This window comes from Marinobacter mobilis (assembly GCF_900106945.1).
Classification (GTDB): Bacteria; Pseudomonadota; Gammaproteobacteria; order Pseudomonadales; family Oleiphilaceae; genus Marinobacter; species Marinobacter mobilis.
The window spans coordinates 1-24,249 of record NZ_FNNE01000003.1 but is presented as its reverse complement, the minus strand read 5'-3'; the positions used below and the strand labels follow the sequence as shown (position 1 = coordinate 24,249).

Genomic DNA, 24,249 nt, shown 5'->3' with positions numbered 1-24,249 from the left:
TGTTCCTGCTAATCTGATCGGGGCTGCATTCTACCGTTTTAACGGCCAATAAGCGCCTTGAGTTGTTCTTCGGTCTGGGGACCAAATCGGGCTTCCAGCAATTCCCCCTGCGGATCGACAATAAAGGTCGCCGGCAGCCCAACCGGCGTTTGCCAGCCAAAGTCCGGGCCGGGGTCACGGGTCAGCATGGCATAACGGATGTCCATGGCCTGCCCCAATTCTGTCAGTGCCTGGCCCTGGATGTCGTCGAAGTTCACTGCCAGCACGGTGATGCCGCTGTCACCATCAAGCGCATTCAGCTCTGGAATTTCTTCGCGGCAGGGCTTACACCACTCCGCCCAGTAGTTCACCATCACCCACTGCCCTCGCAGGCTGTCCCAGTCAATCGTACCGCCATCAGCCGTGGAAAGTTGGGTGCCGCCGCAACCGGCCAGCAACAGCGTGCTGGCGAGCAGCAGTCCTGACACATGCGATCGGGTCAGATGTCGGGGTTCGGGGTATTGCACAACGGGGCCTCCTGTTAGACTACCTGCCCTGAATACCATCCCGCCCGGAAGGATCCAGCCACGTCATGACACCATGACGCACAGACCTTCCCGCTGACGGGAATCAAGCGGCTTAGGAAAGACAGAGAACCATGACAGAACCGACCCGAATTTTCCACAATCCTCGTTGTTCAAAATCCAGACAAACCCTGGCATTACTGGAAGAAAAGGGCATCCAGCCAGAGGTCGTCCGTTACCTCGAGACGCCGCCAACAGCAGCCGAACTCACCGGCATTCTACACCTGCTCGGTTTGCAGCCGCGGCAACTGATGCGAACCAAGGAAGACCTGTACAAGGAGCTCAACCTGGCGAACCCGGAACTCAGCGATGAAGCGCTGATCCACGCCATGGTTGCCAACCCAAAGCTGATCGAGCGTCCGATTGTGATCCGTGGCGACAAGGCTGTTCTGGGCCGCCCTCCGGAAAACGTTCTTCAGATCCTCTGACAGGTAGCTCCCAATCATGCCCGAAGCGTCACCGTATATCCTGGTGCTCTATTACAGCCGTAACGGCCAGACTGCCGAGATGGCCAACCACGTAGCCCGCGGCGTCGCCCGTCAGAGCGGCATTGAAGCCCGGGTTCGCACCGTCCCCCCGGTATCGCCGGACACAGGGTCGTCACTGCCGGCCATTCCGGATCAGGGCGCGCCGTACGCCACCCGGGACGACCTGAAAAACTGCGCCGGACTGGCGCTGGGCAGCCCAACCCGTTTCGGTAATATGGCCGCACCGCTGAAATACTTTCTCGACGGTACCGGTGATCTCTGGCTCAGCGGCGCACTCAGTGGCAAGCCTGCCGGAGCCTTTACCTCCACCGGCAGCCTTCACGGAGGCCAGGAAGCGACCCTGCTGACCATGATGATACCGCTACTGCACCACGGCATGGTGCTCTGCGGCGTGCCCTATTCCGAGACCGCGCTGAACGAAACCCGCTCCGGGGGAACCCCCTATGGTCCTTCTCACTGGGCGGGCAATGATGAGCAACAGCCACTGAGCGACCACGAAAAAACCATCTGCCAGAGCTTCGGCAACCGTCTCGCCGAACTGGCACTGAAACTCCGTTAAACAGGACTTACCATGTTGCAAGCGTTGAACAACCCAAAGGCCCGAACCACTGCCGGACTGACAATTGCCAGTTACCTGGCACTGGTCATTACCCTGGCCATCACTACCTTCTACCCGGCCCCGGTCGAAGGGGTTTCCGTCCTGCTGATCCTTACCGTCAAGTTGCTGCCATTGCTGCTGCTCTCAGTGGCAGTGTTTAACGGCAATAACCGGGGTTACATCTGGCTGGGGTTTGTGGTGTTGTTCTATTTCACCCGTTTTGTGGTCAGCGCCTGGCTGTCTGAAGGTGACTGGGTGTCGGTCGTGCTGACCATCGAGTCATTCCTGCTGTTTACGTTCGCCATGTACCACCTGAAAGTGAACCGCCCGCCCCAGACCGCTACCGAGTAACAGGACGACACCATGGCCGATCACTTCCCGCCCACACCGCCCAGCTCCGAGCTGAATCTGCGCGACGTTTGTACCGCCCTGGTCAGCAGCGGAGAAGTCAGCCAGGATGATGTGGAACGGGTTCTGGCAGCCAATTTGAGCGGCGAGCACTCAGAGCGGCATCCACTGGAAGTGGTGGCGATAGCCGGGCTGACCAGTCTGAAAACCGACCAATCGCTGACTCTGGACCGGCTGACGGAATGGCTCGCCCAATGGGCTAAGCAGCCTTACTATCACATAGACCCACTGAAGATCGACACACCGTCGATCGCACGCGTCATGTCTTACGCTTTCGCCCAGCGCCACAAAATCCTGGCGGTCGAGATCCGAGCCACCGAAGTGCTGATAGCCAGCGCAGAGCCGTTCAAAGAGGACTGGGAAAGCAACCTTCGCCACGTTCTGCAGAAGGACATCCGGCGAGTCGTCGCCAACCCGGAAGATCTGCGCCGATTTACCGTTGAGTTCTATCAGTTGGCCAGCTCGGTCAGTAAGGCCAGTGGAGGACAGGGGGCAGCCAGTGGCAGCCAGAATTTCGAGCAGCTCCTGGATCTCGGCGGTAACGAAAATCCGGACGCCAACGACCAGCATGTGGTTAAAATTGTCGACTGGCTGCTCCAGTACGCCTTTGAGCAGCGGGCCAGCGATATCCACATCGAGCCCCGCCGCGGCATTACCCAGATCCGTTTCCGGATCGACGGTGTACTGCATAACGTCTATGAATTTCCCGATCAGGTCGGCGTTGCTGTCACCAGCCGGCTGAAAATCCTGGGACGCCTCAATGTCGCTGAGAAACGACGTCCCCAGGATGGCCGCATCAAGACCCGTAAGCCGGATAACAGCGAGATCGAATTGCGGCTCGCCACTATGCCTACGGCCTTTGGCGAGAAGATGGTGCTGCGAATTTTTGATCCCGAGGTGTTGCTGCAATCCTTTGAGCAGCTTGGCTTCTCCAGAGAAGATCAGGATCGCTGGCAGAACATTACCAGCCATCCCCACGGCATTGTGCTGGTGACCGGCCCCACAGGCTCGGGCAAAACCACCACCCTCTACTCCACGTTGAAGCAGCTGGCCTCGCCGGAAATCAACATCTGCACAATTGAAGACCCCATCGAAATGGTTGAGCCCATGTTCAACCAGATGCAGGTTCAGCATAACATCGAGCTTTCCTTCGCTTCAGGCGTTCGTGCGCTGCTGCGACAGGATCCGGACATCATCATGATCGGCGAGATCCGCGACCTGGAAACCGCTGAAATGGCCGTGCAAGCCGCCCTGACCGGTCACCTTGTAGTGTCATCGCTGCACACCAATGACGCTCCCAGTGCGATTACCCGGTTACTGGAGCTTGGCATTCCGCCCTACCTGATCCGCGCCACTGTTCTGGGGGTGATGGCCCAGCGCCTGGTACGCAGCCTGTGCCCTCACTGCAAGCAGCCGGGACCACTCGACGAACAAGCCTGGAACACCCTGACCCGCCCCTGGAAAGCACCAGCACCGAAGCAGGTCTATCATCCCGTGGGCTGTCTGGAATGTCGCAACACCGGGTATATGGGACGGATCGGGGTCTATGAAATCCTGCCATTGAATAACAAGCTGGCTGGCCGGATCACGGAACAGTGCGAACTCGAACAGCTGCGGGTCGACGCCTATCGGGAGGGCATGAAGTCCCTGCGCCTGAGTGGCGCCCAGAAGGTCGCCTCAGGCCAGACCACCATTGAGGAAATTCTCCGGGTCACACCCGAAAGCCAGCGCTGAACCGGTTCAGCCCGGCATCAGTCCGCACTGCTTCATCAAGGCCTGCCAGCTCCGGGTATGCCGGTCCATCGCCTGATCCAGTTGGTACCAGACGCTGCCCGGGTCAGTGACGGTCAGGTAACGACGATACCAGGGCTCAAACTCCGCCGGCATGACCGCCAACTGCCTCTGCACCAACGTTGCGGCAACCGGCACCATATCATCACGGGTTCGCTGAACCAGCGTCAGGTAGGGCTGGACGTTCGTGCTGTAGACGTTGAACAGCACAGCCTCTGCAAGCCGGGCCTGCTGACCGGGCTTACCCTGCAAACACAAGGGACGCCCCTCAAGCCGTTGTTGCATTAACCGGGTGGCATCATCAAGGCGAGCCGTTAGCAGATGGGCACTGACAAACAACTGACCGAGGGTGTGAGTGTTCAGCCAGCGTTGCTGAAGGGCGGCGACATCGTCGAGGGGTTGGTGATAGTTTCCCACCAGCATGACTTCAAGCGTTGTGTTCAGTAACGCCAGATCGGCCGCTACCTGAATCACCCGTCCACGGTCAGGTGTTATCGGCAGGGCACCTTTGGCCAGGGTGGCCAGTGACTCCATCTCCTCGGTACCCCAGGTGGCATTCCAGAAGGCGATGGGCAAGGAGGCAATCTTGCTCTCAATGGCCTGCCCGACCTGCTGATAAAGCGCATCGTCAGTATGGATCTCAGGCAGACAGTTTCGCGCCTCCACAATAAACCGCTGCTCATAACGCAAGCGGTTCAGTGGCTGCATCACCCGCCCCATGACCGAATTGCGCTCACCCACCACATACTGTAACTCACAACCGTAGAGCGACAGGAAGTCCAGCATGTTGATGTCCAGCTCCGGCAACGCCAGTTGACGGTCGCGTCGTCGCGGTATCCGTTCGCCCGGATCAATCGGGCTGAGCGAGGGCTCCAGCTCAAGCACCCGGGCAAGCCGTTCAACGTATTCGTCCAGCATTGAACGGGGCTCGGAAAACGGGTTGCAGCCACTGGTCAGGATGGTCAGACCGACAACCAGAACACATATCCCCGGCAGCCTGAATGCCCCCATGGAAGCCTCCGTCGGACAGCTCTACAACGGGAAATGTTCCCTCAGCAGTTTGTCCACATCATCAAAATCACGCATGGCCGGACGGCCTTCGTCGGGCACGTCACCGTCGCGCACCAGCCAGGCCGTTTTCATACCCGCAGTTTCCGCGGCTTCCAGTTCCGCTTCCACATCCGACAGGAACAGCACCGTGTCCGGCTCTACCCCCAACTCTTGCAGAATTGCCTGATAGGATGCGGGCTCCCGTTTGGCACCAATCCTGGTGTCAAAATAGCCACTGAAGAACGGCGTCAGATCCCCTTCTTCACTGAAGCCATAGATCAGTTTCTGGGCCTTCACCGAACCGGACGAGTAGACAAAGAGCCGCAGCCCCCGCTCACTCCAGACCTTCAGGTAGTGAGCGGCATCCGGATAAACATGCCCTTTGAAATGACCATGTTGGTAACCCTGCTCCCACAACATCCCCTGCAGAGCCTTGAGCGGGGTTTCCTTGCGATCTTCCCGGATCCACCGCTGCAGCTCCTCGATCAGGCCATCAATATCGTCGACAGCCAGCCCGGTTTGCTCCGCCACCGCCTGCAGCTGCTCGCGAACGTCCACGTCATCGCCATGATGCTCGCGGATAAAGTCCGCGAGGTGCTCGGAGGAATAGGGAAACAGCACGTCATGGACAAAATCGATGGAACTGGTCGTGCCTTCAATGTCGGTAAGAATCACCCGGATCATCAGACCGCTCCTGTCAGGGTCTCGTAACCGGGTAACTCACTGGCGATGGCCTCACCAGTAAACTGGGCAACCCAGCCTTCCGGGTTCGAGAACAGTCGGATACAGGTAAATTCAGGCTCTGGCCCCATATCAAACCAGTGACGGGTGCCATCAGGGACGCTGATCAGGTCATTCTGCTGGCAAAGAACGGCATAGACTGATTCACCGAGATGCAGATAGAACAACCCCTGACCACGGACAAAGAAGCGTACCTCATCCTCAGCATGGGTATGTTCGTCCAGAAACTTCTGGCGGAACGCCAACTTGTCCGGGTGATCCGGCGTCAGGCTGACCACATCCGCCGTCTGAAACCCGCATTCAGCTTTCAGCCGGGCGACGTCGTCCGCATAAGCTTCCAGGATCTCTTCCGCTGAAGCGTTCGCCGCAAAAGCACGGGTTGGCCATTGTTCAAAACGGATGCCCTGCTCCGCCAGCAGACGCTGGATTTCGGCCGCATCACTGGTCACGGTATGGGCCGTGGTAGGTTCGTTCTGGCTAAAGATACTCAAGGTAGTCATCGGCGAATTCTCATGGTTTCAAGTTCACATTCAAAAAGAAACTCAAAGGCTTCCACATGGCGCAGGCAATCCGCCATGGTGTCACCCCAGGTATACAGGCCATGCCCGCGAATGAGGTAGCCGGGCTGCCCGGGATTCGCGCTCAGCCATTGCCGCACCTGCTGCGACAGCGCATCCATATCCTGGGTATTATCGAAGACCGGCACGATAAGCTCGGATTCATGGGTATCGAAGCCGGGAAACGCCTTCTGCAGCTCATAACCGGACAACACCAACGGTTCACCCAACGGAAGCAGCCGGCTTAGCACCGTCGCCTTGACCGAGTGAGTATGAAGCACCGCGCCCGTATCTGGCAGCAGATCATAGACCACGGTATGCAACAGTGTCTCAGCAGACGACCGACACTGGCTCTGCACCGGCTGCCCCTGCAGGTCCACCACCATCACATCGCCGGCTTCCAGCTGTCCCTTGTGACGACCGGACACGGTGATGGCAATATGCTGCGGATCTATCCGTTCAGAATAGTTACTGCTGGTGGCTGGTGACCAACCCTGAGCAAACAGGAACCGCCCTGCATCGACAATGGACTGTGCAGCCCGGGCATAACGGGTGACATCAAATGGCATGAAATCTGGCAATGGGAGTCCCCTGGGAGATAATTCGGAACATGTCCGAACATTATAAATCGGGCAGGGACGCCAGCATATCCCAACGTGCCTTGATCAGGTCGGCAACGATGGCAATCGCGATTTCCGCTGGCGTCTTACTTGGAATATTAACGCCGATCGGAGCATGCAGACGATCAAGTTCCGAGTCAGTGAGCCCCAGACTGGCGAGCCGTTCACGACGCGCACTCGAGGTCTTGACCGACCCCATGGCGCCAACATAGAACGCCTCACTTCGCAGTGCGGCCAACAGCGCCATGTCATCCACCCTTGGATCGTGCGCCAGCGCCAGCACCCCGCTCCAGCGGTCACTGAATTGCTGAACCACCAGATCATCAGGCAAGGCACTGATCAGCGGTCGTTCACCGGTCCAGCCAGCAGAAAACGCCTCCCGCGGTTCGCACAGGCTGACATCAAAACCGGCAGCTTCGGCAAACGCTGCCACGTAACGGGCCACTTCCCCGGCACCAACCAGCAACAAGCGGCAGGCAGGAGTCAGGCAATGCTCCAACACGCCCTCGGATACCACCAATCTGGCGGGCGCCTGGCAACGCTCCCCGACCACAAGCTCAGCGTTCGCAGACGCCATGTCGATCCGCCGGGCAACCGGCTGACGGGCATCAAGTGCCGCCAGCAACGCCTCGATATGCGCCCGGCTCTTATCCGGAAACAGGGGTTCGACATACAGCTGGATACGGCCACCGCAGGGCAACTGAAACGTTCCCCTGTCGGTATCCGTCACCCCGTAGTCGAGCAACTGCGGGGATTCCGGCCGGTTCTGAACACACTGACTCAGCAGATGCTCCTCCAGACAACCACCGGACACCGACCCACTCCACTCGCCGGATTCACTGACGGCCAGCCAGGAACCTGCGGGTCGTGGCGAAGACCCCCAGGTCTGGACAATGGTGCACAACCAGGCTCGCTGCCCTTCCGTGAGCCATTCACGAACTGACTTCAGCACTGCCTGGCCAAGGCTTGCAACCATCGGTTCAGGCCGTCAGCGGAAGCGTACGCTGGCGCTTACCGGTCAGGGCAAACAAGGCGTTGCCCAAGGCCGGGATCACCGGAGGAACACCCGGCTCACCGACGCCTGTCGGCGCTTCATTACTGTCAATAATGGCCACTTCAACATCTGGCCGCTGGTGGTTACGCAGCATCTGGTAATCGTGGAAGTTGCTTTCCTTAACTTCACCATTCTCCAGTGTGATGTTGCCGTAAAGCGCCGCGGTCAGACCAAAGATCACACCGCTCTCGATCTGGTCCCTTACGATGTCAGGGTTGACTACCGGACCACAGTCCACGGCACAGGCAACCCGGTGGATACGAATGGCTCCATTTTCGATACTGGCCTCGACCACCTGGGCCACATAAGTACCAAAACTGCGATGGACAGCGATGCCACGGGCACGCCCCTCAGCCAGCGGCGTTCCCCAGCCGCCCAGTTCTGCGGCGCGCTCCAGAACCGCCAGATGGCGGGGCTCGTGCTGCAGCAGATTGCGACGGAACTCGAAGGGGTCCTGGCCGGTTTCATGGGCCAGTTCATCCATAAAGGTTTCAACCGCAAACGCGTTGTGGGAATAGCCCACCGAGCGCCACCAGGTGATGGGCACACCGGGGTCACAATGGGTATGCCGCACTTCAAGGTTTGCAACCTGGTAGGGGTATTCGACCGCCCCCTCGATGGCCGAGGTGTCCTTGGGTGTCATCAACCCCTCACCCATGAGGCCAGCTTTACCCAGGGTGTCGTAGAGGAACTTGGGCGCCCATGGGTACTGCGCCGGTGCCGCATTACGCACATACCAGTCCAGGATCTGCGGGCCGACGATCTGATGATGCCAACCCGTCACCTGGTCACCGCTGATACTCGCTTTCATCCGGTGCAACATCGCTGGCCGGTACAAATCGTGGCGGGTGTCTTCTTCCCGCGACCAGATCAGCTTGACCGGCTTATTCACCTTGTAAGCGACCTCCGCCGCTTCTCCAATAAAGTCCTGCGTCAGCCGACGACCAAAGCCACCGCCAAGGAACGTCGTGTGAATATCGACCTCATCCGGTGACAGGTCCGTGACTCGGGCAACCGCAATTCGCCCCAGATCAGGCGCCTGAGTCGGTGCCCAGATTTCCATACGATCACCGTGGTACAACGCGGTGGCATTCATCGGCTCCATGGTCGCATGCGCCAGGTACGGCTGTTCATAGCTCGCTTCCACCACTCGGCTGGCGGACTCAAAGGCCTCACCGATATCGCCTTCTTCCCGCTCATTGACGCCCGGATCCTCATCCGCCGACTTGCGGTAGAACGCCATGACAGAGGCGTTGGATGCAGACAGCGCGTCCTCGGTATTCCATTCGACTTTCAAAGCCCGTTGCGCCTTGCGCGCACGCCAGTACTTGTCGGCCACCAAAGCGACGCCCCGGTCAATCTCGAACACATCCAGCACACCGGGCATGCCCAGCGCCTCGCTCGCGTCAAACGACGCCACTGTCGCACCGTATCTTGGCGGGCGGGTCACCACGGCGTACACCATTCCCGGCAATTCGACGTCGATTCCGTACTCGGCCGTACCGGTAGACTTCGCCAACGCATCCAGGCGCCCCCGGCTCTTGCCAATGTACTTCCACTGATCACGGGGCGTAAGCGCAGGATCATCAGGAACCGACTCCTTGGCCGCCAGTTCGACCAACTGCCCAAACTTCAGGGCATCGGAACCATTTGGATGCCGAACCTGGCCGTCATCAACCTTACAGTCAGCAGCAGACACCGCCCAAATCCGGGCCGCTGCTCCAACCAACATTTCCCGTGCGCTGGCACCAGCGACTCGCAGCGGCTGCCAGCTGGTCGCCACACTGGTGCTCCCCCCTGTCATCTGCAGCTTGATCGCCGGATTAATGTATTCCTTGCCTACCGGAGCAAAGCGAACCTGAATCCGCTCCGGCGCCACACCCAGCTCCTCGCCAATCAGCGTGGTGAGCCCGGTGTAGGTTCCCTGCCCCATTTCGACCCGGGCCAGGGTAAAAAACACCTGGTTATCCGGTGTCAGCTCCAGCCAGGCGTCCGCCGTCCAGCTGCCGGTCTCCTCGCTGTAACCGGTGGGGGTGCCAGCACAGGCTGTCAGATTCAGAGACAGCATCAAACCACCGGAGGTACCAGCGGCTACTTTCAGGAAGTCACGTCGATTCATGCTCATGTCATGCTTCCCCTTCGCTACCGGCTACGGACTGAATGGCCGCAACGATGTTTGAGTAGGTACCGCAACGGCAGATATTGCCGCTCATCGCGGTCTTGATTTCATCTTCCGTCGGCGCAGCGTTGTAAGACAGCAGGTGGGCGGCCGTCATCAACTGGCCGGACTGGCAGTAGCCACACTGGGGGACACCATGATCAACCCATGCCTGCTGAAGCTTATGCAGCGTGGTTGAGCCACTGATTCCTTCGATGGTGGTAATTTCCTGACCATCCACAGCGCTGACGGGGGTGGAACAGGAGCGAATGGGTGTACCATTCAGGTGAACCGTACAGGCGCCACACAGTGCAGCCCCACAACCGAACTTGGTTCCCTTGAGCCCGAGCTCGTCGCGAATCACCCAGAGTAACGGGGTGTCACTTTCAATATCGACCGATCGTTTCTGTCCATTTACCGTCAGGCTTATGGCCATGGGTATCTCCCTCAGCTTGTTCTTTGTTGTTGTCTCTGCCGAACCCGGGTTTCGGCAATACGGTTCGGGTGATTACTGAATCACATCCTTACCGCTGGTATCACGCCAGATAACCCGGCCTTCGCCGTTGTTGATCTGACCATTGGAATTCCAGACTTCCTGATTACCGACACCGTCATAGGCTCCGTTACTGTTCCACAATACCCGATCCTTACAACCGGCCAAGGCAATCAACGCTACAGTAACAATCAACAACTTCTTCACATGTATCTCCATCTCTGTCAGTTCAGTCAATTACAGATATTTCCCTGTACGCCCGCCTAGCGGTTGCGGTTTTTCTCTCGATTTTCAGTCTTCTGACGGTCGCTTTTGCGAACCATCACATACACCGCTCCGGTACCACCATGATGTTTCTGAGCCGAATGGAAGGCCAGAACGTCATCGAGCTCTGGCAGCCATTTCGCCAGATAACTCTTGAGCTGGGCGATACCATCCGGGTTTCGTTCACCCTTGCCATGCAGGATCAGCATCGAACGCACGCCATAATGCACGCAGTCCCGAACAAACCGGTACACCTCACGCCGCGCCTCTTCCACCGTCAGCCGGTGCAGGTCAAGACGGGCCTCAATCGGGTACTGGCCAAGACGGAGTTTGCGGAATACCCCATGCTGTACACCGGGGCGCTGCCAACTCAACACGTCGTGGCTGGTCAGAGGCTCAACCACATCGGCAGTCAGGGGATTCCGGTCGACCAGAGGCTGGGCCTGGGCCGCGCGCTGACGTTCGAGGTGACCCGGCGTTAACTCCGTTGGCTTTTTGATATCCGCACGATTCGGCTTGCGGATCTTGCGAACGCCTTCCATTTCCTGGAGGAACGTCATCCGCTCTTCTTTGGTAGTCATCACGATAACCGCTCAAACGCTACATCCCAAGCACTTTACCACCGGCCAGCCGGGCTATAAAGCGGTCGGAGCGAGCGCCGACCAATACGACCAAAGGCCAACACCGACGATGTAAACGTTGGTCTAAACTGAGGATTCCTGGCTCCTCAAACATAATAAGAACCCATCCGACCATGACCCGCTCACCAGACCCTCAGCCCCCCCAGAATACCCGCGCCATTATGGGCTTCCTGCGAGAACATGCCCCTTTCTCCTTCATGGACGAAGCGCACCTGGCACACTTTGCGGAACACGCAGTGCTGAGGTTTTACGCCGACAACGACGTTGTCCTGTCTCCGGACGATGGCGCCGTCACCGAATTCCAGATTGTCAAACAGGGTCGGGTCCGGGGCGAGCGCACCAATCAGAAAACCGGTGAGCCCGAAACCACATTTGAAATCAGTCAGGGCGAGTGCTTTCCGCTGGCGGCACTGATTGGTGAGCGTCCGACACGCACCCTACACCGTGCCAGCGGGGACACCTTCTGTCTAAGCCTGGACCATGACAGTTTTGTCATCCTGTTTTCCGAAAGCGATCCCTTCCGGGATTTCTGTTTGCGCGGGGTCAGCAGCCTGCTGGACCGGGTCAACCAGCACATCCGCAGCGGCGCCATGGAATCCATCGGCACCAGCCACTCGCTGGATACCCCCCTCGAACGTTTTGCGCTGCGCAACCCGATTGTCTGCTCCCCCGATACGCCGGTTAGAAAAGCCGTTGCCCGTATGCACGAGAACAATGTCGGCAGCATCGTGATTACCGACGAAGCGCGCCGGGCGGTTGGTATTTTCACCTTGCGAGACCTGCGTACCATCGTGGCAGAAGGCGACGCCTCTCTGGAGATCCCCATTGCTCAGGTCATGACCGGGAACCCTATGTGTCTACCTGCCCACGCCGATGCGTTCGAGGCTGCCATGCAGATGGCGGAGCACCATTTCGCCCACGTCTGCATCAAGGACGATGAACACCGGTTGATTGGCGTCGTGTCGGAAAGGGACCTGTTTTCACTGCAACGGGTTGACCTCGTTCACCTCGCGCGAACCATTGGCACTGCAACACACCTTCGTACTCTGGTGAGTCTCCGTTCCGATGTATCCCGACTGGTCGACACCATGCTCGCCCACGGCGCCGATTCCGGACAGGTCGTCAAGATCATTACCACGCTGAATGATGTGACCGTACGACGGGTACTCGAACTGAACCGCCAGCGCAATGACCCTGAAATTTCCTTCACCTGGCTGACCTTTGGCAGCGAGGGTCGTCAGGAGCAGACACTGCTGACCGATCAGGACAATGGCATCCTGTTCTCGGTGCCGGAGGGCATGACCGAAGATCAGGTGCGCGAAAAACTGCTGCCGTTTGCCGAGTCGGTCAACCGGGATCTGGCCGAGTGCGGGTTTACCCTGTGCAAGGGCAATATTATGGCCAGCAATCCCAAGCTGTGCCTGAGCGGGCGCGAATGGGATGAATGGTTCATACGCTTTATTGATGCCTCCACGCCGCAGAACCTCGTGTACTCCTCGATCTTCCTCGACATGCGAGCGGTGTTCGGCCCCAGTGGCCCGCTCGAAGACCTGCTCAGCAAGGTGCTGACCCGCATCCAGAAGAATGCACTGTTTCAGAAAATGCTGGCGGAAAATGCGCTCAATCGACGCCCGCCGCTGACCATGTTCCGCGGATTCCGCTACGCTCCTGATGGCGCCCCCCACACCCTGGACCTGAAGCGTCAGGGGCTGGCCCCGTTCGTCGAGTCGGTACGTGTATTCGCCCTGGCCAATAGCGTAGAAGAAGCCAACACCCTTGAACGCATCGACCGCCTGGCCGACAAGGGCGTCTTCGACAAGAAGGATGCAAACGCATGGAAGGAAGCCTACAGCCTGATCCAGGCGATCCGCATGCGTGCCCACCAGGACCTGCTCGATAAACAGCTACCGCTTTCCAATTTCATCAACCCCGACCACCTGAACCCCCTGGATCGGCGGATATTGCGAGAATCATTCCGCCAGGCCCAGCGACTCCAGCAAAAGCTGGAGGTTACCTACCAACTCTAGGGTGGACCGATGCTCAACTCTGTCAAAGCCTGGCTCAATCGCCACCGTTACACCCATCCAGGGGAAGGCGAATTACCCCACCCTAAACCACTTCGGGACCAACCTCTGGATCAGACAAGACTCGTGGTCCTGGATCTCGAAACCACCGGGCTTAATCCAGCCAGGGATCAGGTCATCGCGATCGGCGCTGTCGTGATCCATGGCAATGCCATCGATTTACGGGACCAATTCGATCTGATTCTGCGACGGCCGGAACTGGATATCAGTGAAACTGTGCTGATCCACGGCATCGGCCCCGAGGCCCTGACAGAGGGCCACGAAACCGAAGACGCACTGGTACACCTGCTGGAATGGCTCGATGGTGACCCGATACTCGCCTACCACTCGGCCTTCGATAAGAAGTTTCTCGAAAAAACCGTCCGTCAGCAGCTTGGTTACGCCATGGGCCACAGTTGGCTCGATGTGGCGGAATTGCTACCTCTATTCTTCCCCAAGGCGGAAACCGGTGGCCGGGGCCTCGATCACTGGTCTGAGTACTTTGGCCTGCAAGCCAGCACCCGCCACCATGCCGCAGCCGATGCCATGGTGACCGCCGAGCTTACCCTCATCGTGATCAACAAGGCTCTGAAAGAGGGGGTTACCACCCTCGCCCAGCTTGATGAAAAACTGCGTCACTGGCGAAAACTGAACAACATGAAGCAGTACTAAAAAGCCCCTATCCACCTGCCTCAACGCAAGATTTAGACCTTTTGCCAATACCTATCTGGCGGTTGACCGGTAAAGTCGGAAAGTATCAACGGTAAAAAAGTCAATACACAAAAACCGCTGAGCCTCTGTAGCCCAACGTTAAAAAAAGAACGGTATTTACAACAACAAGAGAGGAGTACTGTTATGTCTGGTCATAGCTACGATTCCGAACAATACTGGAAATCCAATCTTCGCCTCATTGTGGGAAGTCTGGTGATCTGGGCCCTCGTATCCTATGGATTTGCCATTCTTCTTCGCCCCATGCTCGCTGGCATTCATATCGGTGGTACCGATCTGGGATTCTGGTTCGCGCAACAGGGATCCATTCTTGCCTTCATCGTGCTGATCTTCCATTACGCCTGGCGTATGAACAAGATCGACGAAAAATTCGGCGTGCACGAGGAGTAAGATCGAATGAGCCAATTTGCAATTAATCTCATGTTTGTCGGGGGCTCGTTCCTCCTCTATATCGGTATCGCCATCTGGGCGAAGGCCGGCAGCACCAAGGACTTCTATGTCGCTGGTGGTGGCGTTCACCCCGTCACCAACGGTATGGCCATCGGTGCCGACTGGATGTCCGCTGCATCCTTCATCTCCATGGCCGGCCTGATCGCCGCTGGCGGTTATGCCAACTCAACCTTCCTGATGGGCTGGACCGGCGGCTATGTTCTGCTGGCGATGCTGCTCGCGCCTTACCTGCGTAAGTTCGGCAAGTTCACGGTTCCAGAGTTTATCGGTGACCGTTACTACAGCAGCAACGCGCGTCTGGTTGCCGTTATCTGCCTGATCGTGGCTTCGGTCACCTACGTAATCGGCCAGATGGCCGGTGCCGGTGTTGCCTTCTCCCGCTTCCTGGAAGTCGAGTCCACCATGGGCCTGATGATCGCAGCAGTGGTCGTATTCATGTACGCCGTATTGGGCGGCATGAAGGGCATCACCTACACCCAGGTCGCCCAGTACTGCGTGCTGATCGTTGCCTACACCATTCCTGCCGTCTTCATCTCCCTGCAACTGACCGGCAACCCGATTCCGCCGCTGGGTCTTTTCTCCACCCATGTCGACTCGGGCGTACCACTGCTGGAAAAACTGAACCTGATCATCACCGATCTTGGCTTCAACTCCTACACCGCCGATGTGGACAATAAGCTGAACATGGTTCTGTTCACCCTGTCGCTGATGATCGGTACTGCAGGTCTTCCCCACGTTATCATGCGCTTCTTCACTGTTCCCAAGGTATCAGATGCTCGCTGGTCCGGTGGTTGGGCGCTGGTCTTCATCGCGCTGCTGTACCTGACAGCGCCTGCTGTTGCGTCCATGGCCCGACTGAACCTGATGACAACCATCTACCCTGACGGTACCGCAGCGGCTCCAATCGAGTACGACGAGCGTCCGAACTGGGTTCGTGAGTGGGAAGTCACCGGTCTGATCAAGTACGAGGACAAGAACAACGACGGTCGTATCCAGCTGTACAACGATACCGACGCGTTCAAGTCTGAAGCAGAGTCACGCGGCTGGGCCGGCAACGAGCTGAACGTAAACCGCGACATCCTGGTACTGGCCAACCCGGAAATTGCCAACCTGCCTGGCTGGGTAATCGGTTTGATTGCCGCCGGTGGTCTGGCAGCCGCCTTGTCTACCGCTGCAGGCTTGCTGCTGGCAATCTCGTCGGCGGTCAGTCACGACCTGATCAAGGGCCGTATCAATCCAGGCATTTCGGATAAGAAGGAGCTGTTGGCTGCCCGGATATCCATGGCGGTGGCGATTGTGGTGGCGACCTATCTCGGTGCCAACCCTCCAGGCTTCGCCGCTCAGGTTGTTGCTCTGGCCTTTGGTATTGCCGCAGCCTCGCTGTTCCCGGTCCTGATGATGGGTATTTTCTCCAAGCGGGTTAACAACGTTGGCGCCATCAGCGGCATGCTTACCGGTCTGGGCTTCACCCTGGTCTACATCTTTGTCTACAAGGGCTGGCTGTTCATTCCGGGCACCAACAACCTGGCGGATACTCCAGACAACTGGGTTCTGGGGATCTCTCCCCTGTCCATCGGTGCGGTTGGTGCAATGATCAACTTCGCGGTTGCCTTCGGTGTCTCCGCAGTGACCAAAGAGCCGCCTCAGGAAATCCAGGATCTGGTCGAAAGCGTCCGTTACCCACGTGGGGCTGGTGCTGCATCCGACCACTAAGTAATAATGCAGTGTCATGCAGAGCTCGCTCTGTAAGCTGCTGACCCCAAATGGGCTTCCTCAGTGAGGAGGCCCATTTTTTTAAGGAAGTCATAATTATGTTCTGGACGTTTGTGGCAACGGTGTTTTCCGGCCTCGGCGCAGCGGGTATTGCTCTGGGTATTCGCGCCATCACCGCCAAACGGGCCCCGAAATGGATCATTCCGGTGTTTGCCGGGCTCGGCATGCTGGCTTACCTGATCCAGGGGGAGTACACCTGGTTTGAACACAAAAAATCCCAGCTCCCGCCAGAAGCGGTGGTGGTCGGACAGGAACAACTCAAGAACCCTCTCCGCCCTTGGACCTATCTGGTTCCTCAGGTGACCAGCTTTACGGTGCTGGACACCAACAGCCTCGAATCATCACCTAACAATCGCGATATTCACATGTTTTACCTGTATCGCTTTGAACAGTCCTATACTGATGCCGTCAGCAAACAGATCCATCTGCTGAACTGTGCAAGCAAAGAGTTGGTTCCGCTGGATGATAGCGGGGCCCCCCAGGTAGAACGGCTTCGCACGCTCGCAGATGACGACAGGTTGTTCCTCGCAGCCTGCATTTGACTAACCGCCGGCCCAGGCCGGCTTTTCCGTATTCAGAAAGGGTAACGAGATCGCTCCGATATGCTCAGCGGCTGGCTGTTAGGCCTTATTTCGATCACATACATCTCTCTGCTGTTTGCCATTGCCTGGGCTGGTGACCGTCATCCCGGCCTCTATCGCAAACGCCTGGCACGAACCAATATCTACGCCCTGTCCCTGGCGGTGTATTTCACCTCGTGGACATTCTACGGCGCCGTAGGACGGGCCACTCAGGAAGGCATTGGTTTCCTTCCCATTTACCTGGGCCCGTTGCTGGTGTTCGTGTTCGGTGCGCCGCTGATCCGGCGGATCATCTACATCAGCAAACGAAACAACAGCACCTCCATCGCGGACTTTATCGCCTCCCGCTACGGCAAGTCGCAATCGCTGGCGGCACTGATCGCCATCGTTGCGCTGATTGGCAGCGTGCCGTACATATCACTCCAGCTGAAAGCCATTTCCATGGGCTTCAATGTGCTTTCCAGCCCCGATCTCACCGGTGTCACGGTGAATCAGCAACCCTGGGCGGATTCTGCCTGGTACGTCACGCTGGTACTTGGCGCGTTTACCATCCTCTTTGGCACCCGGCACCTGGAGTCCACCGAGCATCACCGGGGCATGATCCAGGCCATTGCCTTTGAATCGTTCATCAAGATTCTCGCCTTCATCGCCGTCGGCCTGTTTGTTGGCTTCAGTCTTTACGATGGCTTTGGTGATCTTTTCCAGAAAGTGGCCCAGGCCGGTCTTACCGGTCAACTAACCACTGACGCGTTCGATCCCACCGCTTTCATTACTCAGACCGTGGTAGCCAGCCTGGCCATTATCTGCCTGCCGCGGCAATTCCATGTCATGGTCGTGGAGAACGCCGACCACCGCGACTTCAACGTCGCTCGATGGGCGATGCCGGCGTATCTGGTGATCGCCAGTGCGTTCGTGATTCCCATTGCTGCTGCGGGGTTACTGTCCCCAGCCGCTTCCAGCAGCAACCCCGACACCCTGATCCTCACCCTCCCCGTCATCGCGGGTGAGCATTGGCTTGCCATCCTGGTCTTCCTCGGTGGCGTTTCTGCAGCGGCCGCCATGGTTATCGTCTGTTCCATAGCCACTGCGACCATGGTCAGCAACGAGATTGTCATGCCGGCCCTGCTGAAATTTTTCCGGCCGCGGATGAATCAGCGGGAAGACTTAAGCCATCTGTTACTGAGTATCCGCCGCATTGCCATTGTTGCAGTGCTGCTGACCGCCTATGGCTTCTATCGCCTGGCAAGTGCCGAATACAGCCTGACGGCTTTCGGCCTGCTGTCGTTCGCAGCGGCCGCTCAGTTTGGGCCATCCCTGGTTGGAGGCATTGCCTGGCGCCAGGGAAATCATACCGGTGCTTTCTGGGGGCTCGTCGTCGGCTTCCTGATGTGGTGCTACACCATGCTGATTCCTGCACTTGAATCAACCGGCTGGCTCAACGTCAATCTCATCGAACATGGAATCCTGGGGCTTGAGTGGACCCGCCCCACGGCCCTGATGGGCCTGGAAATGGACCGGATCAGCCATGGCATCATCTGGAGCCTGGGCCTGAATACGGTCGTCTATGTGCTGTTGTCCATGGTTACCCGGCAGCGGGTTCGCGAAAAAATCCAGATCGCCTCCTTCTTTCATGACCCCCAGCCACGGGCAGAAACCCCGCATCACCAGGCCTGGGAAGGTGAGATCCTGACCTCAGACCTGCAGGCCCTGGCGGACCGCTTCATGGGGGAGGAAAAAGCGGATTCACTGTTCAGGAACTATGAACGCCGTAACGCCATTCGATTGTCACCACAGCGGCCGGCCTCAACCCACCTGATGAAGTACATCGAACGTCAGCTGGCGTCCGTCATCGGCGCCTCAACCGCACGGGTGGTGCTGGAATCCACCCTCACCGGCAGGGACATGCAGATTGAGGATGTGGTCAGCATCGTCGATGAAGCCTCCCAGGCCATGACGTTCAGTCGTGAGCTGCTCCAGTCTGCCATTGAAAACATCAGTATTGGCGTGGCGGTTATTAACCACCAGCAGCAGGTGGTGGTGTGGAACCAGCGCTATCTGCAGCTCTTTGCCTATCCCCGGGGCTTTGTCCGGGTAGGACGCCCGATTGAAGAGCTGATGCGATACAACCTCACCAGCTCCAACCTGCCGGCACGGAAAATCGATGAAATCATCGATAACCGCTGTGAAAGCATGCGTAAAGGAGAGCGCGTCTCTTACGAACGCGAGCGTCCGGACGGTACCGTCATCAAGATTGAGGGCAGCCCGATTCCCGGCGGCGGCTACGTCACCACATTCCAGGACATCACCGCCATGCGTCGCACGGAACTGGCGCTGAAGGAAACGAATATCTATCTGGAACAGCGGGTCAAGGAACGCACCCAGGAACTGCAGGTGATCAACGAACAGATGCTGAAAGCCAAATCTGTGGCCGAGCAGGCCAACCAGAGCAAAACCCGGTTCCTGGCGTCGGCGAGCCATGACCTGCTGCAACCCCTGAACGCCGCACGGCTGTTTACCTCGGCGCTATCCGGCAAATCCCATGATCCCGCAACCACCGAACTGGTAGAGCATATCGACAGCTCACTGGGCGCTGCCGAGGAAATCATCAGTACCCTGTTGGATATCTCGAAGCTTGATGCCGGAGCCCTCGAACCGGACATCACCCGCTTTCCGATCAATGACATGCTGCGTAATCTGGCGACAGACTTCTCAGCCATTGCGGCCGACCGTGGCCTGGAGCTAACTCTGGTGAACAGCGGAGCCTGGGTTCGTTCCGATGCCAAGTTACTTCGACGGGTGATCCAGAACCTGCTCTCTAACGCCATTCGTTACACCCCGAAGGGGCGGATACTGCTGGGATGCCGGCGTCTGAAAGGCTTCCTGCGAATTGAGGTCTGGGATACCGGACCAGGTATTCCGGAAGACCAGCTGGCGCATATCTTTGAAGAATTCAAACGTCTGCAGCATGGCCAGGACAGCAAGGGCCTGGGCCTGGGGCTCGCCATTGTTGACCGTATCTGTGGAATGCTCGACCACCCCGTCAATGTGCACTCCATCCAGGGCCGGGGAAGTGTGTTCACTATAACCGTACCTCTTACGCCCAGCGGAAGTCCAAAATCCAGCGAGCCCGTTCCGAAACCCGGCCCACGGGGTGTCTCCACCCTGCGCGGTTTGCATGTGCTGTGTATCGATAACGATGCCAAGATACTTCAGGGAATGCAGGCGCTGCTGAACAACTGGGAATGTCGGGTAACGGCTGCAGAAAGTCTCGAAGATGCCCAGGTGAAACTGGACGGCATCGCACCCGATATCATTCTTGCCGATTACCAGCTGGACAACGACAAGAATGGTCTGGATGCCATGGATACCATACGCTCGTCCCTGAACCCGGATATCCCCGGCATCCTGATCACTGGCTACCTCGGAGCTGAAGTGAAAGAGGATGCGCTGGCACGTGGTTACCAGATACTCTATAAGCCGGTTAAACCTGCCGCACTTCGGGCCTTGGTGAACAAACTACTGAAACAGCGAAGACCATGACTGAACCTTCAAGTAACGTCCACGACAATCCGTTCCGGAAGCTTCGTTACCTGATCATTGATGACTTCGAGAGTTTTCGCCTGTCAATGCGTCAGATGCTCCGTACGTTCGGGGCCGAACACATCGAGGTAGCCAATAATGGCGCTGCAGCTATCCAGCGGTGTACTTACGAGCACTTTGATGTGGTGCTGTGTGATTACAATCTTGGCGAAGGCAAGAATGGCCAGCACATTCTCGAGGAGTTGCGGCATAAGAAATTGCTGAAACGGGCCTCGCTTTTCCTGATGGTAACCGCAGAGACGTCCAAGGAAATGGTCATGGGGGCCCGGGAATACCAGCCAGATGCCTATCTCACCAAGCCAATTAACCGGGCGATGCTAGAAAAACGTCTGGGCAGCCTGGTCGAACAGCGTCGTACTCTGCTCCCGATCAACCGGGCCATTGATCTGGAAAACTATCCGGAGGCCATTACCCTGTGCCTTCAGTCCATCGGCAAGTTCCCAAGATACCGAACCTGGCTGATGAAGACCCTGGCCGATCTTTACCAACGGGTTGGCGATCTCAGCCACGCCGGAAAGATCTACGCCGACGTTCTGGCACAACGGGATCTTTCCTGGGCGCGACTGGGCAAAGGCAAGGTCTTGCTGGCCGACCAGCGATATGACGAAGCCGTCGCGGTATTGAAGGCACTGGTTGCGGATCACCCGGACTATATGGAAGGTTATGACCTGCTCGCCGAGGCCCTGGCCCAACAGGGGCGGCTGATTCCGGCTCAAAAAACCCTGCAAAAAGCCACAGAGTTGTCCCCCAACGCTCTGCTACGGCAAAAACAACTCGCCACGGTTGCCCAAGCTAACCAGGATATGGAGACAGCCTCCTCGGCCTGGCGCAAGACTGTGCAGCTGGGCGCCCATTCCATTCATGACAACGCCGATCACTACCTGTCGCTAGGAACCACGCTGTGTGAGCTCAGCGACGGCGATACCAGCGATGTCGGAAAAGCCTACGCAGAAGATGCGAGAAGCACCCTGGCAAGAATGGAAAAACGCTTTGCAGATACACCCGACGTTACGACAAGAAGCCGTTTGCTTCAAACCCGTTTGCATGCAGGCCAAGGCGACCTCGGAGCAGCCCAAAGCTGTCTGGACTCACTGTCCGACGCGCTGGCAGATGTTGACTCACTGTCTGCCGATACCGGGCTGGAGTATGCCCGCACCCTGTTTCGTGTGGGCAAAGACACGGATGCAAAATCATTGCTGGGTAAGCTGGCGCAGCGCTTTGAGAACGATGGCGACATAATCCAGAAGATCGAGAACCTGCTGGATGAGCCCGTAGGTTTTCGTCAGCGTATGCAGGCACGAGACCTTAACAAGGATGGAATCAAAGCCTTTGAGGCGGGTAACCTCGATGGCGCTGCTACGGCATTCCGGGAGGCACTGGCCATTGTTCCTTCCCATACCGCCCTTAATCTCAACCTGGTTCAGGTGCTGATGAAACAATATAGCGGAGACCGCCAACGCAAGGCTCTGCTCACCGACTGTCAGAACCTCCTGGCGACATTGTCCACGCTACCCCAGCAACATCGCCAATATGCGCGGTACCAGGCCCTGCACAAGAAACTGGAGGCCCTTAGATCATGAGTGACCATTCGCCGATCGATTTTTCCATGGTTATCGCCTCCGCCGTTCACGATATGAAGAATTCACTGGGCATGCTGCTCAATTCGCTGGATGAACTGCGGCAGGAGCCACCCGATGGCCTCACCGACAGCTCCCGCTTCAATACATTGCAGTACGAAGCGGAGCGTCTCCATAGCGACCTGGTACAACTGCTGGGTATTTACCGGCTTGGTGAGCAGACCCTGTCAGCCCATATCGAGGAACACTTCGTTCCGGATTTTCTTGCCAGTCATCTCGCCCGTCATCAGCCCTTGCTCAGTGGCCATAACATTACCTACGATATCGTTGCAGACGACATCAACGGCTACTTTGATGATGACCTTCTGACCGGCGTACTCAACAACACCATTAACAACGCCATTCGATACACCCGTGATCGGATCCGGCTGACGGCCATCGAACGGGATGGCTATCTGGTGATCGGAGTGGAAGATAACGGGCAGGGTTACCCCGAACACATGCAAAAGGATGGCCCTGTCAGCTTCAAATCACTGGACTTCAATAGCGGTAGTACCAGCCTGGGGCTGTTCTTTGCGTCGTCGGTTGCAAGTCTTCACCGGAATGATGACCGGGAAGGCTTCATCCGGGTGCACAATGGTGGGGAATTGGCCGGCGGGATCTTTGAAATATGGCTGCCTTAGGGTGCTAAGCACATGCTATCACTCAATAGCAGGTGCCAAGAGCCCAGATGGGTGATAGCCTGACTGACACAAATAACGCCGCCTGTTTCCGCAATCTAACGGGCGGGAGTTAACAGCCTATCAACTCAATGCAAGCACGGATGTTCAGGGGTCGTCGTGTATTGCGGAAGGAGACATGCCGTGCCACGCGGTCACGCCCTGATTATTGACGACTCATCCACAGCTCGTATCATGTTATCCCGCCTGCTGGAGCGGGCTGATGTGACCACGCGAAGTGTCGGCTCAGCCGAAGAAGCGTTTCCAGTTCTGCAGTCAGAACCTTTCGACATCATTTTTCTGGACCATCTCCTCCCCGGAATGAACGGCTTCGATGCTCTCAGAAAGCTGAAGAGCCAGGCCGACACCAAAAACATTCCGGTGTTCATGTATACCTCACAGAACGCCGAACGTTATCGTCAGGAAGCCAAGACCCTTGGCGCCTCAGGCGTGGTTGGCAAGCAGATTGACCGTGCCCGGTTACTTCGCACCCTTGACGGCATTCTCGATTCAAATCCAATAACCGAGCCACCCGCAGAGGCCAGCCCATTACCGCCTCCTCAACCTTCTACCGACGATTCCCAGCAGAGCAGCCGCAGCCTGTCCGGGCGCATGTCCACCCTGGAGGTCGCTTATGAGGAGATCGATGACGAGCTGTCAAACCTGAGGCAGGCAGTAACCCGTTTGCAACAGCAACTGCATGAGGATACCGGAAAGCAGAGAACCAGGTTTCGAGTCGTCGCTGCCTCTTCTTTGGCAGGCTTTGTCCTATTACTCGCTCTGTTTCTATCCCAGTCTGGCCATATCGAACAAATGAAAGTCCAGATTAATGAACAGATATCGCAGTTACAACGAGTGGTGGGCGGGGTTATTGAGCTGATGGAGGGCGAGTAACGTCTATTCGTGTGCTGTGATCGGGGAAGGCTGAGGTAGCGCACGGCAGGTGTTCGAATCCGACATAAAAAAACCCCAGTACCGTTTGGTACTGGGGTTTTGTATTAGGAGCCTGACGATGACCTACTCTCACATGGGCAACGCCACACTACCATCGGCGCAGGACTGTTTCACTTCTGAGTTCGGGATGGGATCAGGTGGTTCCAGACCGCTATGGTCGTCAGGCAAAACTGATGATCACTGGGAAAGGATGAGAAAGAAATAAGCGATTTCGTCGTTATCCGCAATTGTCTTGGGTGTTATATAGTCAAGCCGCACGAGCAATTAGTACTGGTTAGCTCAACGCCTCACAGCGCTTACACACCCAGCCTATCAACGTCCTGGTCTTGAACGGCTCTTAAGAAGGCTCGAGGCCTTAGGGAGATCTCATCTTGGAA

23 protein-coding genes and 2 rRNA genes are annotated in these 24,249 nt (G+C 57.4%); 13 read left to right on the top strand and 12 right to left on the bottom strand.

Annotation, left to right across the window (positions count from 1 at the left end; translation table 11 throughout):
- Positions 1–38: 38 nt before the first annotated feature.
- A complete protein-coding gene (locus BLV11_RS04945; protein ID WP_245725921.1) occupies positions 39–506 on the bottom strand; it encodes a TlpA family protein disulfide reductase in 468 nt (155 codons plus the stop codon).
- A 131-nt stretch (positions 507–637) separates the two neighbouring features.
- Between BLV11_RS04945 and arsC the strand changes: the two genes are divergently transcribed.
- The 4 genes from arsC to tfpB are packed head-to-tail and all read left to right on the top strand — an operon-like array spanning position 638 to position 3,791.
- On the top strand, positions 638–991 hold the full coding sequence (gene arsC, locus BLV11_RS04940) for an arsenate reductase (glutaredoxin) (RefSeq protein ID WP_091811871.1): 354 nt from the start codon (positions 638–640) through the stop codon (positions 989–991).
- 16 nt (positions 992–1,007) lie between these two features.
- Positions 1,008–1,610, top strand: coding sequence for an NAD(P)H:quinone oxidoreductase (gene wrbA, locus BLV11_RS04935; protein ID WP_091811870.1), 603 nt, complete (start codon positions 1,008–1,010; stop codon positions 1,608–1,610).
- Positions 1,611–1,622: 12 nt separating this feature from the next.
- Positions 1,623–2,000 carry a DUF2069 domain-containing protein gene (locus tag BLV11_RS04930; RefSeq protein WP_091811869.1) on the top strand — a complete coding sequence of 126 codons (378 nt, stop codon included), beginning with the start codon at positions 1,623–1,625 and terminating at the stop codon, positions 1,998–2,000.
- Positions 2,001–2,012: 12 nt separating this feature from the next.
- Positions 2,013–3,791, top strand: a complete 1,779-nt coding sequence (tfpB, locus tag BLV11_RS04925; RefSeq protein ID WP_091811868.1) for a type IV pilus assembly ATPase TfpB — start codon at positions 2,013–2,015, stop codon at positions 3,789–3,791.
- Positions 3,792–3,797: 6 nt separating this feature from the next.
- Here the strand turns inward: tfpB and BLV11_RS04920 are convergent, their stop codons facing one another.
- The 9 genes from BLV11_RS04920 to smrA all read right to left on the bottom strand — a co-directional run bounded on the left by BLV11_RS04920 (position 3,798) and on the right by smrA (position 11,366).
- Positions 3,798–4,859 (bottom strand): DUF3080 family protein, encoded by a 1,062-nt coding sequence (locus tag BLV11_RS04920; protein WP_091811867.1) that lies wholly within the window; start codon positions 4,857–4,859, stop codon positions 3,798–3,800.
- A gap of 21 nt (positions 4,860–4,880) precedes the next feature.
- Complete coding sequence (gene mtnC / locus BLV11_RS04915) at positions 4,881–5,582, bottom strand: acireductone synthase (protein WP_091811866.1); 702 nt, start codon at positions 5,580–5,582, stop codon at positions 4,881–4,883.
- Positions 5,582–6,139 (bottom strand): 1,2-dihydroxy-3-keto-5-methylthiopentene dioxygenase, encoded by a 558-nt coding sequence (locus tag BLV11_RS04910; RefSeq protein WP_091811865.1) that lies wholly within the window; start codon positions 6,137–6,139, stop codon positions 5,582–5,584. The genes mtnC and BLV11_RS04910 overlap by 1 nt, the downstream gene beginning before the upstream one ends.
- Positions 6,136–6,765 (bottom strand): methylthioribulose 1-phosphate dehydratase, encoded by a 630-nt coding sequence (locus tag BLV11_RS04905; protein WP_091811864.1) that lies wholly within the window; start codon positions 6,763–6,765, stop codon positions 6,136–6,138. The genes BLV11_RS04910 and BLV11_RS04905 overlap by 4 nt, the downstream gene beginning before the upstream one ends.
- 52 nt (positions 6,766–6,817) lie before the next feature.
- Positions 6,818–7,792, bottom strand: coding sequence for an XdhC family protein (locus BLV11_RS04900; RefSeq protein WP_091811863.1), 975 nt, complete (start codon positions 7,790–7,792; stop codon positions 6,818–6,820).
- 4 nt (positions 7,793–7,796) lie between these two features.
- Positions 7,797–9,995 carry a xanthine dehydrogenase family protein molybdopterin-binding subunit gene (locus tag BLV11_RS04895; protein ID WP_091811862.1) on the bottom strand — a complete coding sequence of 733 codons (2,199 nt, stop codon included), beginning with the start codon at positions 9,993–9,995 and terminating at the stop codon, positions 7,797–7,799.
- Between the two features lies 1 nt (position 9,996).
- Positions 9,997–10,464, bottom strand: a complete 468-nt coding sequence (locus BLV11_RS04890) for a (2Fe-2S)-binding protein (RefSeq protein WP_091811861.1) — start codon at positions 10,462–10,464, stop codon at positions 9,997–9,999.
- Between the two features lie 72 nt (positions 10,465–10,536).
- A complete protein-coding gene (locus BLV11_RS04885; protein WP_139173210.1) occupies positions 10,537–10,728 on the bottom strand; it encodes a membrane lipoprotein lipid attachment site-containing protein in 192 nt (63 codons plus the stop codon).
- Between the two features lie 56 nt (positions 10,729–10,784).
- Positions 10,785–11,366, bottom strand: coding sequence for a DNA endonuclease SmrA (smrA, locus tag BLV11_RS04880; RefSeq protein WP_091811859.1), 582 nt, complete (start codon positions 11,364–11,366; stop codon positions 10,785–10,787).
- A gap of 173 nt (positions 11,367–11,539) precedes the next feature.
- Here smrA and BLV11_RS04875 point away from each other — a divergent pair, with 173 nt between their 5' ends.
- The 9 genes from BLV11_RS04875 (at position 11,540) to BLV11_RS04835 (ending at position 23,812) form a co-directional block, all read left to right on the top strand.
- Positions 11,540–13,453 carry a putative nucleotidyltransferase substrate binding domain-containing protein gene (locus BLV11_RS04875; RefSeq protein WP_091811858.1) on the top strand — a complete coding sequence of 638 codons (1,914 nt, stop codon included), beginning with the start codon at positions 11,540–11,542 and terminating at the stop codon, positions 13,451–13,453.
- Between the two features lie 9 nt (positions 13,454–13,462).
- A complete protein-coding gene (locus BLV11_RS04870) occupies positions 13,463–14,161 on the top strand; it encodes a 3'-5' exonuclease (RefSeq protein WP_091811857.1) in 699 nt (232 codons plus the stop codon).
- A gap of 183 nt (positions 14,162–14,344) precedes the next feature.
- Positions 14,345–14,608, top strand: coding sequence for a DUF4212 domain-containing protein (locus BLV11_RS04865; protein ID WP_091811856.1), 264 nt, complete (start codon positions 14,345–14,347; stop codon positions 14,606–14,608).
- A 6-nt stretch (positions 14,609–14,614) separates the two neighbouring features.
- Positions 14,615–16,381: a sodium:solute symporter family protein gene (locus BLV11_RS04860; protein ID WP_091811855.1), complete on the top strand. Its 1,767-nt coding sequence runs from the start codon at positions 14,615–14,617 to the stop codon at positions 16,379–16,381.
- A gap of 98 nt (positions 16,382–16,479) precedes the next feature.
- Entirely contained in the window at positions 16,480–16,983 is a 504-nt protein-coding gene (locus BLV11_RS04855) for a hypothetical protein (protein WP_091811854.1), read from the top strand.
- Between the two features lie 60 nt (positions 16,984–17,043).
- The gene (locus tag BLV11_RS04850; protein ID WP_091811853.1) at positions 17,044–20,562 is read left to right on the top strand and encodes a hybrid sensor histidine kinase/response regulator; all 3,519 of its coding nucleotides are present in this window, start codon (positions 17,044–17,046) and stop codon (positions 20,560–20,562) included.
- A complete protein-coding gene (locus BLV11_RS04845) occupies positions 20,559–22,202 on the top strand; it encodes a tetratricopeptide repeat protein (protein ID WP_091811852.1) in 1,644 nt (547 codons plus the stop codon). Before BLV11_RS04850 ends, BLV11_RS04845 begins: the two co-directional genes overlap by 4 nt.
- Positions 22,199–22,882, top strand: coding sequence for a sensor histidine kinase (locus BLV11_RS04840; RefSeq protein WP_091811851.1), 684 nt, complete (start codon positions 22,199–22,201; stop codon positions 22,880–22,882). The genes BLV11_RS04845 and BLV11_RS04840 overlap by 4 nt, the downstream gene beginning before the upstream one ends.
- A 180-nt stretch (positions 22,883–23,062) precedes the next feature.
- Entirely contained in the window at positions 23,063–23,812 is a 750-nt protein-coding gene (locus tag BLV11_RS04835) for a response regulator (RefSeq protein ID WP_091811850.1), read from the top strand.
- A 110-nt stretch (positions 23,813–23,922) separates the two neighbouring features.
- Here the strand turns inward: BLV11_RS04835 and rrf are convergent.
- A 5S ribosomal RNA gene (gene rrf, locus BLV11_RS04830) occupies positions 23,923–24,037 on the bottom strand.
- A gap of 78 nt (positions 24,038–24,115) precedes the next feature.
- Positions 24,116–24,249: ribosomal RNA gene (locus BLV11_RS04825) — 23S ribosomal RNA — on the bottom strand; the annotation flags it as partial.

Excerpts from the sequence above, each read along its gene's own strand:
- arsC (WP_091811871.1), top strand. The coding sequence starts at position 638 with ATGACAGAACCGACCCGAATTTTCCACAATCCTCGTTGTTCAAAATCC.
- wrbA (WP_091811870.1), top strand. The coding sequence starts at position 1,008 with ATGCCCGAAGCGTCACCGTATATCCTGGTGCTCTATTACAGCCGTAAC.
- BLV11_RS04930 (WP_091811869.1), top strand. The coding sequence starts at position 1,623 with ATGTTGCAAGCGTTGAACAACCCAAAGGCCCGAACCACTGCCGGACTG.
- tfpB (WP_091811868.1), top strand. The coding sequence starts at position 2,013 with ATGGCCGATCACTTCCCGCCCACACCGCCCAGCTCCGAGCTGAATCTG.
- BLV11_RS04920 (WP_091811867.1), bottom strand. The coding sequence starts at position 4,859 with ATGGGGGCATTCAGGCTGCCGGGGATATGTGTTCTGGTTGTCGGTCTG.
- mtnC (WP_091811866.1), bottom strand. The coding sequence starts at position 5,582 with ATGATCCGGGTGATTCTTACCGACATTGAAGGCACGACCAGTTCCATC.
- BLV11_RS04910 (WP_091811865.1), bottom strand. The coding sequence starts at position 6,139 with ATGACTACCTTGAGTATCTTTAGCCAGAACGAACCTACCACGGCCCAT.
- BLV11_RS04905 (WP_091811864.1), bottom strand. The coding sequence starts at position 6,765 with ATGCCATTTGATGTCACCCGTTATGCCCGGGCTGCACAGTCCATTGTC.
- BLV11_RS04900 (WP_091811863.1), bottom strand. The coding sequence starts at position 7,792 with ATGGTTGCAAGCCTTGGCCAGGCAGTGCTGAAGTCAGTTCGTGAATGG.
- BLV11_RS04895 (WP_091811862.1), bottom strand. The coding sequence starts at position 9,995 with ATGAGCATGAATCGACGTGACTTCCTGAAAGTAGCCGCTGGTACCTCC.
- BLV11_RS04890 (WP_091811861.1), bottom strand. The coding sequence starts at position 10,464 with ATGGCCATAAGCCTGACGGTAAATGGACAGAAACGATCGGTCGATATT.
- smrA (WP_091811859.1), bottom strand. The coding sequence starts at position 11,366 with ATGACTACCAAAGAAGAGCGGATGACGTTCCTCCAGGAAATGGAAGGC.
- BLV11_RS04875 (WP_091811858.1), top strand. The coding sequence starts at position 11,540 with ATGACCCGCTCACCAGACCCTCAGCCCCCCCAGAATACCCGCGCCATT.
- BLV11_RS04870 (WP_091811857.1), top strand. The coding sequence starts at position 13,463 with ATGCTCAACTCTGTCAAAGCCTGGCTCAATCGCCACCGTTACACCCAT.
- BLV11_RS04865 (WP_091811856.1), top strand. The coding sequence starts at position 14,345 with ATGTCTGGTCATAGCTACGATTCCGAACAATACTGGAAATCCAATCTT.
- BLV11_RS04860 (WP_091811855.1), top strand. The coding sequence starts at position 14,615 with ATGAGCCAATTTGCAATTAATCTCATGTTTGTCGGGGGCTCGTTCCTC.
- BLV11_RS04855 (WP_091811854.1), top strand. The coding sequence starts at position 16,480 with ATGTTCTGGACGTTTGTGGCAACGGTGTTTTCCGGCCTCGGCGCAGCG.
- BLV11_RS04850 (WP_091811853.1), top strand. The coding sequence starts at position 17,044 with ATGCTCAGCGGCTGGCTGTTAGGCCTTATTTCGATCACATACATCTCT.
- BLV11_RS04845 (WP_091811852.1), top strand. The coding sequence starts at position 20,559 with ATGACTGAACCTTCAAGTAACGTCCACGACAATCCGTTCCGGAAGCTT.
- BLV11_RS04840 (WP_091811851.1), top strand. The coding sequence starts at position 22,199 with ATGAGTGACCATTCGCCGATCGATTTTTCCATGGTTATCGCCTCCGCC.